The organism is Steroidobacter cummioxidans (genome assembly GCF_003104955.1).
This window is the reverse complement of record NZ_LSRW01000035.1, coordinates 119,723-132,970: the sequence shown is the minus strand read 5'-3', so window position 1 is coordinate 132,970 and position 13,248 is coordinate 119,723. Positions and strand designations below refer to the sequence as shown.

Annotated in this window: 11 protein-coding genes; 3 read left to right on the top strand and 8 right to left on the bottom strand. The window is 61.3% G+C overall.

The window, feature by feature from the left end:
- Nucleotides 1-103 precede the first annotated feature (103 nt).
- Both D0550_RS18055 and D0550_RS18050 read right to left on the bottom strand, forming a co-directional pair.
- Complete coding sequence (locus D0550_RS18055; RefSeq protein WP_161965906.1) at nucleotides 104-1,141, bottom strand: TonB-dependent receptor domain-containing protein; 1,038 nt, start codon at nucleotides 1,139-1,141, stop codon at nucleotides 104-106.
- Entirely contained in the window at nucleotides 1,035-3,014 is a 1,980-nt protein-coding gene (locus tag D0550_RS18050; protein WP_116810579.1) for a TonB-dependent receptor plug domain-containing protein, read from the bottom strand. The genes D0550_RS18055 and D0550_RS18050 overlap by 107 nt, the downstream gene beginning before the upstream one ends.
- A 121-nt stretch (nucleotides 3,015-3,135) precedes the next feature.
- Between D0550_RS18050 and D0550_RS18045 the strand changes: the two genes are divergently transcribed.
- Nucleotides 3,136-3,603 carry an Lrp/AsnC family transcriptional regulator gene (locus tag D0550_RS18045; protein WP_116810578.1) on the top strand — a complete coding sequence of 156 codons (468 nt, stop codon included), beginning with the start codon at nucleotides 3,136-3,138 and terminating at the stop codon, nucleotides 3,601-3,603.
- Between the two features lies 1 nt (nucleotide 3,604).
- On the opposite strand, the gene D0550_RS18040 is transcribed toward D0550_RS18045, so the two are convergent.
- The 4 genes from D0550_RS18040 to D0550_RS18025 form a co-directional block, all read right to left on the bottom strand.
- Nucleotides 3,605-4,066, bottom strand: coding sequence for an Lrp/AsnC family transcriptional regulator (locus D0550_RS18040; protein WP_174842502.1), 462 nt, complete (start codon nucleotides 4,064-4,066; stop codon nucleotides 3,605-3,607).
- Nucleotides 4,067-4,292: 226 nt separating this feature from the next.
- Nucleotides 4,293-5,351, bottom strand: coding sequence for an AraC family transcriptional regulator (locus D0550_RS18035; protein WP_116810577.1), 1,059 nt, complete (start codon nucleotides 5,349-5,351; stop codon nucleotides 4,293-4,295).
- A 186-nt stretch (nucleotides 5,352-5,537) separates the two neighbouring features.
- Nucleotides 5,538-5,960, bottom strand: coding sequence for a hypothetical protein (locus tag D0550_RS18030; RefSeq protein WP_116810576.1), 423 nt, complete (start codon nucleotides 5,958-5,960; stop codon nucleotides 5,538-5,540).
- A gap of 226 nt (nucleotides 5,961-6,186) precedes the next feature.
- Complete coding sequence (locus tag D0550_RS18025; RefSeq protein ID WP_116810575.1) at nucleotides 6,187-8,853, bottom strand: glycosyl hydrolase; 2,667 nt, start codon at nucleotides 8,851-8,853, stop codon at nucleotides 6,187-6,189.
- Nucleotides 8,854-8,954: 101 nt separating this feature from the next.
- On the opposite strand from D0550_RS18025, the gene D0550_RS18020 reads away from it, so the two are divergent.
- Nucleotides 8,955-10,376, top strand: coding sequence for a glycoside hydrolase family 88/105 protein (locus D0550_RS18020; RefSeq protein ID WP_116810574.1), 1,422 nt, complete (start codon nucleotides 8,955-8,957; stop codon nucleotides 10,374-10,376).
- 4 nt (nucleotides 10,377-10,380) lie between these two features.
- Here the strand turns inward: D0550_RS18020 and mltB are convergent, their stop codons facing one another.
- Nucleotides 10,381-11,400: a lytic murein transglycosylase B gene (gene mltB / locus D0550_RS18015; protein WP_116810573.1), complete on the bottom strand. Its 1,020-nt coding sequence runs from the start codon at nucleotides 11,398-11,400 to the stop codon at nucleotides 10,381-10,383.
- Between the two features lie 235 nt (nucleotides 11,401-11,635).
- Between mltB and D0550_RS18010 the strand changes: the two genes are divergently transcribed.
- Nucleotides 11,636-12,361, top strand: coding sequence for a DUF2238 domain-containing protein (locus D0550_RS18010; protein WP_116810572.1), 726 nt, complete (start codon nucleotides 11,636-11,638; stop codon nucleotides 12,359-12,361).
- Here D0550_RS18010 and D0550_RS18005 read toward each other — a convergent pair.
- A complete protein-coding gene (locus tag D0550_RS18005) occupies nucleotides 12,351-13,211 on the bottom strand; it encodes an aldo/keto reductase (RefSeq protein WP_116810571.1) in 861 nt (286 codons plus the stop codon). The two genes, D0550_RS18010 and D0550_RS18005, sit on opposite strands and share 11 nt — an antisense overlap.
- Nucleotides 13,212-13,248: the final 37 nt, after the last annotated feature.

The following is a 13,248-nucleotide window of genomic DNA, read 5'->3' as shown; positions in this document are numbered from 1 at the left end:
CCTGCCTGCAAAAGGCTCATCGTTCATTGGCATGAAATCCGCCCTCGGTAGGACGAATATCACGCGAAGGGCCCGATCGCAGGCGGACCCTTCGCGTCTGCTCTCACATCTTGAAGCGCACACCCGCGTAGTAGGCACGCCCGATGGTGTCGTACAGCTGCGGGTTCGTCGGCATGTACCAGTACTGGGCGCTCGCGACCGGCGGCGGCTGCTCGTCCAGCGCATTCACCACATTCAGATAAACCTGGGCACTGGTCTGGCCCGGGGTGGCGAAGTCATAGCTGAGCGACAGGTCGTGATAGAAGCGCCCGTCGATGTGGTTGTAGTCGATGGTTTGCGCGCTCGGGATCGACACCGGACAGTTCGCCCGGCACTCGATGTAGTTGGGGTTGTATTCGCCGGAACTGAGCGAGCGCCCCGTCCACACCACCGTCAACTTCTCCAGCGCATACTTGGCCGAGAACAGCCAACGCCAGTTCAATGGCCCTTGACCGGAGTTGTCGCCGGCGAAGTCCTGCACTGGATTGACGCCGTCATCGCGACGCGACGTGATCACATGAGTGCCGAGCGCGCGCAACTCGAGGTTGCCCCGCAACGCCGACACCAGCGTGCCGAGATCCATTGCGTAGCTCGCCTCGATGTCCACGCCCTTCTGGCGCAGGTTGTTGAGGTTGATGGGCAGCGACGTGACCATCGTGATCACGCCATTGCCATCGCGCGCGATGTTGTCGCACATGTTTTGTTGGCCGAGCAGGATGCAACGGTTGAGTGTTTCCTGCGCGCCGACTGAGGCCACTGCGCCAGCAACATCGATGTCGTAGTAGTCCACCGAGGCGCTGAAGCCCCTCAGGAACGACGGCTGAAATACGATGCCGATGCCCGTCGTGTCCGCCTTCTCCGGCTGCAGGTTCGGATTGCCGACAGTCTGGTTCTGGAACGTCGGCAGCGGCGCACTGGTGACCGGATCGAGCACGCCGGGCGACTGTCCGCCCGTTCCAGCCGCGAACAGCTCGCCGAGATTCGGCGCTCTGATGTCACGCGACCGGGTGAAGCGCAGCCGCACGTCGTCGATGGGGTTGTAGGTCAGACCTGCCTTCCAGGTAACAACGTCTCCGGAAGTGCTGTATTCGGTGTATCGCACCGCTGCGTTGAAATCGAGTGCGCGTGCCAGGGAAAAAAAACATCATTTCGCCAGCGGCACGACGGTTTCCAAATATCCTTCGGTCACGTCGTACTCGCCGTTGGTGCCTTTGTAGTTGCCCGCCGTGAAGGCGGTCTGCAAACGACAGCGGATCGGGTCGACCCCACACCTCTTCCTTGCGCCACTCCACACCCGCGGCAAGCGACACCGGGCCTGCCCAACTGCTGAAAGGCTCGCCGGTAATGCCTGTCGTGAACACCGTTTGGGTCACTTCCTGCTCGAGATGCGCGAGACCTTTTGAGTAGCCGATGGCGTCCGCGCCGTTCTGTCCATAGCCGAACGGATTCCAGGGCACGCACGCAGGATCGTCGTTCTCAGTCGATGCGTCGGCGTTGACCCGGCAGACGATCTGCCCCGAAGGCGCCAGCACTGAATCGGTGGCGCGCGCGAAGTTGGCCTTGTTCATCACACGGCCGTTGATCGAGCTCTTGGCTGTGCCGCGCTGAGCGAAGACCTCCCAACGCCAATCGCTGCCAAAGGCGGCGACATTGCCCTCCAGCCCCGCCGCGTAACTGATCATCTCGCGCCTGTTGTTGGTCGTGATCAGCGGCATGTCCAGATTGAAACTGCCCATGGTGAACTGGGTCAGCCCCAGCTGATCCATGCGTGCCGCCAGCGCCGGATTCAAGAACGCGTTGTCGCGCCGGATGACGATGTTGTTGAGCGAGTCGTCGAGCTTGGAACGCGCGAACCCGGTGGAATCGCTCTGAATGATGTTGACGAAGCCCGTCACATTCTCGGTGAAATCGAAGCTGATTCGTGCAAAGGCATTCTGCCGGCGCAGGCGATTGGCCAACGACTGGTTGTAATAGTTCACATCCGACAGGCGCCAGTCGCCGCCAACGTTGAACTGGCTGTTTGCTTGCGGACCGTATTCATATGTCGTGGGTGTGCCATCGGCAGCGAACGAGGTACCCCGTAGCGGACCGCTGGTGATGAGACCGCCGGGTGCGGCCAGCAAGGTTGCAGCCTGGCCGCGAATCACGAACTGCGGGACCGACGTATTGCCGGTGGCCGCGTTGTATTCTGGGTTGGCCAGAATGTGGACGGTATCGAAGCCCCAGTTGCGTGAGGCTAGCGCGCCGAACAAGCCATCGTTGTTGGCATACTCGACGGTCGCAATGAAGTGACCGCGGTTGTCGGCGAACGGCGTGCCGAACGTCAGGTTCGCTTTGTAACTCTCATTGTCGCCGTGCGTGGTCACCCCGCCCTGCACTTCGCTCTTGAAGCCCGAGTACTCCTTGTCCAGCCCGAAGTTCACCACGCCCGCCAACGCATCCGAGCCATAGGCCGCCGAAGCGCCGCCGGTGATCACATCGACGCGATTGACCAGCGACTGCGGCAGATCGTTGATGTTCACGGCGCCATTCACGTCGCCGCTGACGATGCGATGACCGTCGAGCAACACGAGCGTACGAAACACATCGAGACCACGCAGGTTCAGATTGTTCTGCGACTGGCGCCCCTCGGAGATCTCGTTGCCACCGCTGGTCGTGCTCATGCCGCCGCCAAACGCCGGCAAGCGCGTGACGAAATCAGAAATGTGCTGAGTCGGCGCCTGTTGAATCTGCTCCACGCCGATCACCGTGACCGGCGTTGGCGCCTCATAGCCGTCGCGGATCACTCTCGATCCAGTGACCACGACTTCGTCCAGCGGCGGATTCGCTGCCGCGGCGGCGGCAGCGATGGGCACCGTCGTCTCCGTCGACATGGATTGCGCGCTCACTGTTTGCATGGTTGCCAGTGAAGCGCCCAACACCATCGTCGAAAAACTTTCGGCGCCGGTCCAGCGCTTGCCTCTGAATTCGATCATAGATGGTCCCCCTTGAATGCGGCTGCGCCGCTCTAATGTCCGTTCCGATGCTCGCCAAGCGTTGGCTTGCGAGTCGGTTCGATGCGATGATGTTTTGCGTGTCGGGTTGCGCGGAGGCGCTATGGTGGGTCAGGACATCGATGCAATGGATCTGAAGATCCTGCGAGTGCTGCAGCAGAACTCGGAATACTCGATGCAGGAGCTCGCCGAGAAAGTTGGCCTCACTCACACGCCATGCTGGCGCCGTTACAACCGCCTCAAGGAGATCGGCCTGATCGTCGCCCACACGGCCATGCTCGATCCGAAGCTGGCGGGCATCAGCGTCAATGCCATCTGCGATATCGTGCTCCAGCATCACAGCGAGGCGAGCCTGCTCGCTTTCGAGAACGCCGTGCTGGCGCATCCGGAGATCGTCGCGTGCTTCGCGATGACCGGCCCGAAGGACTACACCCTGCGCATTGCGGTGCCCAGCCTGCAGGATTACGAGCGTTTCATGAAACAAAAGCTGTTGCATTTGCCTGGCGTCGCTACTGTGAATACCAGCTTCGCGTTCAGTACCGTCAAATGGACCACCGCATTGCCGATCTGACCTAGATCGGCAATGCCACGGAGAGCTTCACCGTCTTCAGAGCAAAATTGGTGTCGATGGCATCGACACCGGGCAGGTGCAGCAGCGTCTGCTTCAGGAATTTCTCGTATTCAGCGACGCTGGCCACAGCGACGCGCAGCAGATAGTCCCGCGCGCCGCTCATGGCATAGCACTCCATGATCTCGGGACATTCGGACGCGGCGCGCTCGAAGGCAATCAGCGATTTCTCATCGTGGCGCTCGAGCACCACCGTGCACAGCGCGTTCAGTCCCTTGCCGATTTTCTCGGCATCGATCACGACCACTTTCTTCTGAATGACACCGGCCTGTCGCAAGCGCGTGTAACGCCGCCAGCACGGGGTGTGGGAGAGGCCGACGTTTTCCGCCAGCTCGTGCATCGACTGATCGGCGTTCTTCTGCAGCTCTCGCAGAATGCGCAGATCCATCGCATCCAGATGATGCATGTCGCTCCCCCGTCGCTGCCCAAGGACCTGCGTCCCAAGGACATGTTTGTTTTCGTTTTCTTATCCTAATTTCTGCGACTGACTGCGTTTGACAATGAGTGACAGCTGTTTATCCGATGGTGACAGTGGCTGCAGGGGTTTTCCGAGGCGCACGCGGTGATGCCGTGACCAGGCACCACAATGAAGCAAACAAATTGATATGGATGAGTGCGGACGGCGGTCCGCGTTAGCGTGCGCGACTGCGCCGAACAGCGGCGGAATCCCGAGCAGCTCGCTTGGCGACGTCCTGTCGCCACTGAGTTGCGGAACGTCCGAAGGTCACTTTGAACCAGCGCGAAAACGAGCTCAGGTTTTGAAAGCCCGTGACTTCAGCGGCTTCGGTGAGAGACAGGTGACTATTGGCCGCGGCGTGTTGGGCCACCTTGCAACGCGCCTGCTGCAGCAACTGTGAATAGCTTTGCCCGTCCCGCTCCAGGCGACGAGCCAGCGTACGCCGATGTACGCCGAGCGCTTCGGCGACCTCCTCGATCGTGCATGCATCCCGCGGCAACCGTTGCGCGATGATTTCGGCGACCCGCGTGGCGAAGTTCGCCGGCTCCCTGACAAACGAAGCCTCCAGGTACTGTTTGGCAAGCCGGCGCAGAAATGGAGTGGATGTCACGACGCGACGACGCAGCGTTTGTTGATCGATCACGATCCCGGAGACCCGCTGCTCGTACCAGACCGGCGCCTGAAAGAACGCTCTTTGTATCTGCGTGTGGCTCCGGTTGGCGTGCGTAAAGCACACTCGCAGCGGCCGCCAGGTCGATCCAATCAGCCAGCGAATGAGCTGCACCATGCCACAGACGCAGAACTCGGTCGCCTGCCGGGTATCGACGCTTCTCGGTGCCTGGATTCGGAACGAGATGAAGGGCTCGCTGGAGCGCACGTCGATCGCCATGTTCGTGCCGTCGCCATGCAGATGCAGCCGGGAGAGCAAAATCTGCAGCGCATCCTCGATCGATTCCGCTTCCCGCAGCAGCAGACTGACGGGCCCGAGATCCGGCACGCCACGCGCAATGGCCGCTCGCGCGCCGAAATCCAGATGACCCGAAGCAATGGCCGACAACTGCAAAATTTTTACAAACGACAGCCGTGGGATCGGCAGATCCGGCGAGTGCAGGCACTCGGGCTTCAAGCCCGCTTTCTTCAAGGTGGCATCAGCATCGAGCCCGACATCCCGAGCCGCCTTGAGATACCCCGACAACGTTGCACTACGAATGAAGTCATTGCGAATCGTCGCCATCCGGGCGCACACCGATTCATGTGATCTGCCCGCATCCTGCCCCGCCGCGAGCAACGGGCGCAACAGGCTGCATGATCTCGGCGCGAGTCGGAGGAGATTCCGTGATTTTAGCCGCGTGCCGACATGTGCTCGACCAATATCGCCGGTGGACGCGTGGCGCGGCTCGACCGTACGCCTCCACCATGATCACTTGATGAGCATGTCCAGGGACGCGATGTTGTAACCGATCAGCTCCGGCTTGCCGTTCAGGACATGGAAGGTGAAGGTTTCGGTGGCTTCGCCGCTCTCGAAGCGGCTTTGATAGACGAGCGCGACGGTAGTGACGAGATTGTGGGTATTCACATTCCAGTTCACTTGCTTGGTCTGCTGCAGCGGGCCGAGCTTGCGGTCGATGGCGGAGAACAGCTTGATGGCCATATTCTTGGGCACCGCCGACTTGAACTGCTGCCCGGTCGCGGCATACATCGCCTCGAACTCGCGCTCCTTCAGCAGGTCATGAAAACGCTTCACCTCCGGCTCGGCGGCGCTCTTGCCGCCGAGGGTGTCGCGATTGATGCAACCGCTGCCGAAGACCACGAACAGGGCCAGGAGTAAGGGCCGAATCCTCATGATGTCTGCGCATCCCTTGATTGCGATCGTGCGCGGATACTCACCTTCTTATCATTGATTTTCCGCCGAATTTGTCACAAGACCCGCTCACGAACGAGCGGCGCTCAACGATGAGCCGGACGACGCCGCGATGTCTGGTTCCCTGCGCGTAATACCTGGATCGCGCCAAGGATCGTTCTCGGGATGGACAGTATGTAAGCAATCGTCGGGGCTCTAGTGAACGCTGTCAATCCACCGGGTAGGAAGTTGAACGCACCAACTTCACCGGCCGCAGCAACCCGGACGGTGCCGGCTGGATCTTGTCCTGATCCTCTTCGCGGAAGCGCGGCCCGTAACGCAGCTCCAGCAAGCGCTTGCTCACAGGGCGTGCGGATAAAGCATTGATGGCCGTATTCATCACAACCACTTCAATCTCATTTTTACCTGGACGCAGCAGCGACGTCACATCCAGACGCCAGGGCGGCATCCAGACTGCACCTGCATCCTTGCCATTCACGCGGACCAGCGCCGCGTCACGAATTGGCGCTTCCAGCAAAGCTCGCGGTCGGTCTTGCCGAACGTCCGGCAATGCAGTGCCGTCACCAAAATCCAAGAAGAGCCGCGCCTCACTAGTTAGGGCTGCTTTGCCAAGCACGAAGCTGCGCTGATAAGTAACGCTGCCCGAGTAGTGTTGTAACTTCGGTTCATCCGTCCATGACGAGCCGGGTTGCGGCGGTGTCGCCGATGCACCTTTCGCTTGCACACGCCACGCCTTGGACAGATCCAGCACCGGCGCAACTCGATGCACGGTCGCTGGTTCGGCCTGATCGAGCCCACTCACGAACACGAGCAGCTTCGACTCATAAGGCGCCAATTGAACAGCGATGTCCCCAGCCCCCGCTGCTCTACGCTCAGCCGTCACCGGATCCCACCATTCTCCGCGACCGTTGTCGCCCGCGAAGCGCGCTCGCGTTTCGATCGGCCTTGGGCCGGTGTTAGCAATGAAATAGAGAGAACCGTTCTCCAGTCGGCGACGGATGAATCCGAACGCAGCATCCGAAGCAGCGAGCGCTACCGTAGGCTCCAACACAGATCGCAACGTTGCACCGAGCGATTCAGGCGCGACGACATGAACGCGCTGCTTTGACTCCGCTTCGAGCAATCGTCGCGCGAGCTGTTGGATCTTCTGAGCGCCCGCCGTGCCATCCATCAGCCCACCTGCATTGTTGGGCAGCGCGCCCGTGGCGATCACCCAACCTCCATTGTCGACCCAGGCAGCAATGCGCTCGAACGCTGCTGGATCGATTCGCGTGAGCCCCGGAAGTATCAGCAGTCGATGCGTCAGCTTGCCCGCAAGGATCGCGCTCGCATCGATGAAGTCGAATGTCTGTCCCGCATCGAGCACCTGCCCGACGGTGTTCGGCTCGAAACGCTGGCGCATTCCCTCATTCACCGAAGCATGTGCAGGGCGCATGTCGGCGAACGCATCCTCGGTCGGCAGATAAATCGCGACGGCGGAATCCGGCCGCCCCTCGCGCAACATCGCGCTGACTCGTTGCAGATAGCGCGTCACCGTCGGCATGACCGGGTACCAGGGATTGTGATCGTTGAGCGCGGCCGCTGCATAGAACGCCCAGCCCGGCTCCGCGACTTGCGGCGGTGAATAGGGCCAGCCATGGCCGATGATCTGATTCACCCCTTGTAGAAAGTGACGATCGGCTTCGACCTTCAGATCCAGCGGTGTCGCCGCCCACGATGGCGAGTGCAGCCACGTCCAGGTCTCCGACGAGACGACACTGCGCCCATAGATATGAGCGGCCGAACTAGCCCAACGCGTCGAATTGAAGCGTCGCCAGTCCGCGCCCTCACCCTCGGGCAAATCCACGAGCGCATTGCTCGACAGCGTCGGCGGCGGCAATCCGTAGACCTGCGCGCGAAAGCGAGTGCCGCGCTGATTCGCCCAAGCATTGATCGGCTTCAAGTATCTCTCATCGACGAGCTCCGACAAGGTACGCGCCCAGTCGAATCGAACTGCAGCCCCGCTGGAGCCCTCAGCGAACAGCGCCGGCAGATGATCGAGCAAGTCATAACCGCGCCGTCGTTCGAACTCCTGGGGAAGATCGTCGGTCCAGCTCGCGCCATAGGATTCGAGACTGTCGGAGAACATCGCGTACGGTTTGGTCGCGCCGTCGAAGGCACTCAGCAATCGATCACCCACCGCCGCCAGATGATTGGCGACCGCGCCGGAGCTGATGTGATCGATGACGAAGCCTTCGGCTCCCACCGCTGCTCGCTTCACCTGCTGACCGGTGCGTCCAGCAACGAATAAACAGGCCTTGCGCTCCTGCTGAACCGGACGCACGTCCAGCGCCGGTCCGTTCACCAACGGCAGTCGCGCATCATTCAGAAACAAAGCGACAGCGCGCTCCCCGGGCTCCATGACGGGCAGCGTGATCGACGAGGCGCTCGCCGGAATCGTGATCTCGACTCTGCGAATCTCGGCCGCGGCCTGGGTAATGGGAACGTGAGGGCCGCCGAACGGCCAGCCACTGCCAAGTGTTACATCCATGCGCATGCCCGATGCACGCGCCGTTTCGCTCGTGTGGCGAAGTGCTGCGAGAAATGGATCGGACAGATACGGCGTATTGACGATGCCGCTCGATGGATCATCGGTGGACAGCGCATAGACCGGCTGCACCTCGAAACCGCCGAAGCCGCCCGCCTTCATCGCAGCGATCTGCCGATCCAGCTCCACATGCGTGACCGCTGGCCCGAACCACCACCAGCGCATCATGGGTCGAGCAGCGTCTGGCGGCTGCTGAAATCTCTGCCAGAGCAGCACCGAGTCATCGCGCTCCTGTGCAAAACAAACATTGCAGAAGAGCGCGATGAGCAGGATTGTTATACGCTTCACGTGCCTGTTGCCTCCGTGGCGAGGATATCAACGTAGCAGGCGTTCGATCGATGTCATAGCCGCATCGATCAAGTCAAAACAAGCATTGAGGGACTCAATTCATGGCACGTTCGCCCCGGACTTTCGCGACGACCAGCTTGATCTGCACTCTGATGATCTGTGTGATGACCGGCACGGCGGCGGCTCAATCCACGCCCACTGAAATTCACACGTCACCCCAAGTCGATCCTGGCGTCTATTCGGGGCGACTGACGCCGAACTATCCCACTCCGTATGAACCTGCTTCCGCGCAGAGCATCGAGGCGACCTTACAACGCATCCACGCTTATCTCGAGCAAGCGAGTCCTCTGCGTGTGGTGGATGGCACGACGGGTGCGACGGTCTCCAATCTAAAGAAGCTTCCGCCGCTCGTGGCACTGGATCGAACGGATCTGCTGATTCTCACGTATGAATGGGGTGTCACCTACTCCGGCATGCTGCTCGCAGCCGACACCACTGGCGATGCGCGCTATCGCAAGTACACGCAGGAGCGACTCTCGGGGATCGCGACAGTCGCCACGCACGCGAAGAAACATCTGGCCGCCGACGGATCGGTCCCCACCGTGGCCCATGGCATGAGTCTGCGATCGATCCTGAAGCCGCGCTCGCTGGATGATTCGGGCGCCATGTGCGCAGCGATGATCAAAGCGCACCGGGTCGGCGCGGGTAACGACTTGCGACCGTGGATCGACAACTACGTGCAGTTTGTTTCGGGCACGCAATTTCGGCTCTCGGATGGAACGCTGGCACGCAATCGCCCGATGCCCGAGTCGTTGTGGCTCGATGATCTTTACATGAGCGTGCCCTGCCTGGCACAGGCGGGGAAGCTGACCGGCGACAGCAGTTACTTCGACGATGCCGCCAAACAGATACTGCAGTTCTCCGAGCGAATGTTCGTCAAAGAGCGTGGGCTGTTCATGCACGGCTGGGTGCAAGGCATGCAACCGCATCCGGTGTTTCCATGGGCACGCGCCAACGGCTGGGCCATCATGGCCATGGTCGAACTCCTCGAGGTCTTGCCCGAGGCTCATCCCGCTCGCGCCCGGATTCTGGATCTATATCGAGCGCATGCTGCCGCACTCACAGCGGCCCAGGGTCATGCTGGCCTGTGGCACCAGCTGCTGGATCGCCGCGAATCGTATGAAGAGACCTCAGCGAGCGCGATGTTCGTTTTTGCGATCGCGCGGGGAATCAATCGCGGCTGGCTCGACGCCAGGGCTTTCGGCCCAGCCGTGTCACTGGGCTGGAATGCCGTCACGACGAAAGTGAACGCGAAGGGCCAGGTGGAAGGAACCTGTGTGGGCACAGGCATGGGATGGGATCCCATGTTTTATATGTATCGGCCCGTGCACGTGCTGGCCGCGCACGGCTATGGGCCGATGTTCCTCGCGGGGGCGGAGATGCTCGCCCTGCTACGTTCGCAGGCCGACATCGTCGTCAACGACGGCGGCGTGCATTTCGGCAGGGCGCTTACCGCTCACTAGACTGTCAATTGCTCGCGGTCACGTGCGTGCGGGCCTCGCGAATCGCATTGGCGAGGTCCAGCACGGCGGTGGCGTAGAACGTCGAACGGTTGTACCGAGTGATGGCTTCGAAGTTACCGAAGCCGGCCATGTATTTCGGCGCCTTGCCCGGCGTGGGCAGCTCGATGACGGAGCACGCGCCCTCGGGCAGACGCTTGATGGAAAATCTGACGCCTTTTTCCTTCAATGCCGCAACCTCGTGCGTGCGCTCCAGACCGGTCACCAGATCGGCCGCACTGTGCGGCGGCAGCTGCACCGGCACCAACGCGGCCTCGCCGTCGGCCCAGCCGAATGCCTTGAGATAGCTGGCGATGCTGCCGATGGCGTCGGAGGTGCTGCCGATCAGGTCGACGATGCCGTCCCCATCGAAATCCACGGCGTACTTGCGCACGCTCGAGGGCATGAACTGCGGCAGACCCATGGCGCCTGCGTACGAGCCTTTGATGGTGAGCGGATCGATGCTCAGATCGCGTGCCATCAACAGCAGCTCTTTGAGCTCGTCGCGGAAATAGTCCTGGCGACGCGGTCCGTCGAAGGCGATCGTCGTCAGTGAATCGACGACGCGGAAGGAACCGGTGTTCTGCCCGAACGCAGTCTCGACGCCGAGGATGCCGAGGATGATTTCCGGTGAAACGCCAAATTCTGCCTGGGCGCGACGCAAGTCCGCTTCATGCAGGTCCCAGAATCGGGCCCCGGCGGCGATGCGTGCCTGCGTCAGAAACTTCGCGCGATACTTCGGATAGGAACGAACCGGCGGTGGCGCCGTCTTCGGCCGCTCCGGTCCGATCAAGCGGCTCACCACCGGCTGATGGCGCGCGTCGCCAAGAATGCGCTCGAGCTCGGTCGCGTCCAGGCCGTGCTCGGTGTGCATGGTCTCGATGAACTCACGCACCTCGGCTCGGGCCAGATAGCCCGTGCTCGCATTCGCCGAGTGGGCGCCCACGATCAATCCCAGCAGAACCATCCCGGCGCAACGCAAACTCATCGCTCGTTCCCGAAAAAAGTGATGCAACTCTCAGCCCGACCACCGATGGTCCGGGGTATGCCCCGTTGTCTTCTGCATCGGCCGGATGAAGCAGAACATAATGCGGTCGAGCGATTTTTAAAAGTGATCGCACTCACAATCCGCCTTGGAATTCACAGCATTACGGGAATGCCGTAGCCCGTGCTAGCTGCGTTTGCAGCCCCGGAGTACATTGCCGAGCCTCTCGCTCCGGAGATTGTGCGTGACGCGCAAAGCCTATTTGTCGACGCTGGCCGTGCTGTTCGGCGTGCTCTGGGTGGCGCTGGCCATCGCGCCGCTGCATCGGTCGGACTGGTTGCTCGAAAACGTGCTGTTACTGCTGGGCGTCGCCGGCCTCGTGGCAACGGCGCGTGTCTTTCCGCTGTCCCGCATCTCGTACACGATGCTGTTCGTGTTCATCTGCCTGCATACGATCGGTGCGCACTACACTTACGCCGAAGTCCCATACGATCAAGCAGGGCGCGCCTTACTGGGATTTTCCATCGACGAGCTGTTCGGTTGGGAGCGCAACAACTTCGATCGGGTCGTGCACTTCAGCTACGGCTTGCTGCTCGCCTACCCCATTCGCGAGGTGTTCCTGCGCATCGTCTCGGTCCGCGGCTTCTGGGGCTATTTCCTGCCGCTCGATCTGACCATGTCCACCTCCATGCTCTACGAACTGATCGAATGGGGCGCGGCGCTCAACTTCGGCGGCGACTTGGGGATGGCCTACCTTGGCACGCAAGGCGATGTTTGGGATGCTCACAAGGATATGGCACTCGCGTCATTGGGCGCGCTGATCGCCATGACGGTGACCGCCTGCATCAACATCGCCTATCAGCGCGACTTCGCTCGCGAGTGGGCCGACAGCTTTCGGGTTCGCGACCCCGAGCCACTGGGCGAGGTCGCCCTCGCCCGGATGCGCAAAGAAGCTACGCCCTGAGTTTGTTCAGCGCCGTCAGCTCGCTGTCCGAAAGCTGAATGTCGACCGCCGCGATGTTTTCCTCGAGATGTTTCACTTTCGAGGTACCCGGGATGGGCAAGGTCACCGCGCTGCGCCTGAGGATCCACGCCAGCGCGATCTGACTCGGGCCGACACGATGTTCCTTGGCGATCTTATCGAGCACCGAGCCGGAGCGCGCCAGTTCGCCGGCGGCAAGTGGATACCAGGGAATGAACCCGATGCCCTGCTGCTCGCAATACTCCAGTACAGGCTCAGCGGCACGGTTGGCGAGGTTGTACAGATTCTGCACGGTCGCGACCGGGAAGACTTTGGCAGCCGCTTTGATCTCCTCGACGGTGACTTCGCTCAGTCCCGCGAAACGAATCACGCCTTCGTCGAGCAGCTGTTTGACCGCACCGAACTGTTCTTCACGCGGCACCTTGGGATCGATCCGATGCAGCTGCCACAGATCGATGCGCTCCACACCAAGCTGCTTCAGACTGTGGCGTGCCTGCTTGAGCAAATAATCCGGCCGACCATTGGGCACCCACTCGTCCGGACCCGGACGCGTCAAGCCTGCTTTAGTCGCAACGACCAGCCCCTGATACGGATGCAGCGCCTCACGCAGCAACTGCTCCGACACGTCCGGGCCGTAGGAATCCGCTGTATCGATGAAGTTCACGCCCAGCTCGGGCAAGCGTTTCAGTACCCGCAACGCTTCGGCCTTATCTGCGGGTGGCCCCCAGATGCCTTTGCCCGTGATGCGCATCGCGCCGAAACCCAGGCGATGCACTTCAAGCTCACCGCCAATGCGAAACGTGCCCGATCGGGCTGCTGTCAGAGTTGCCATGGTGGCCTCCGGTGCTGGCTCTTCGACGAAAACCGTT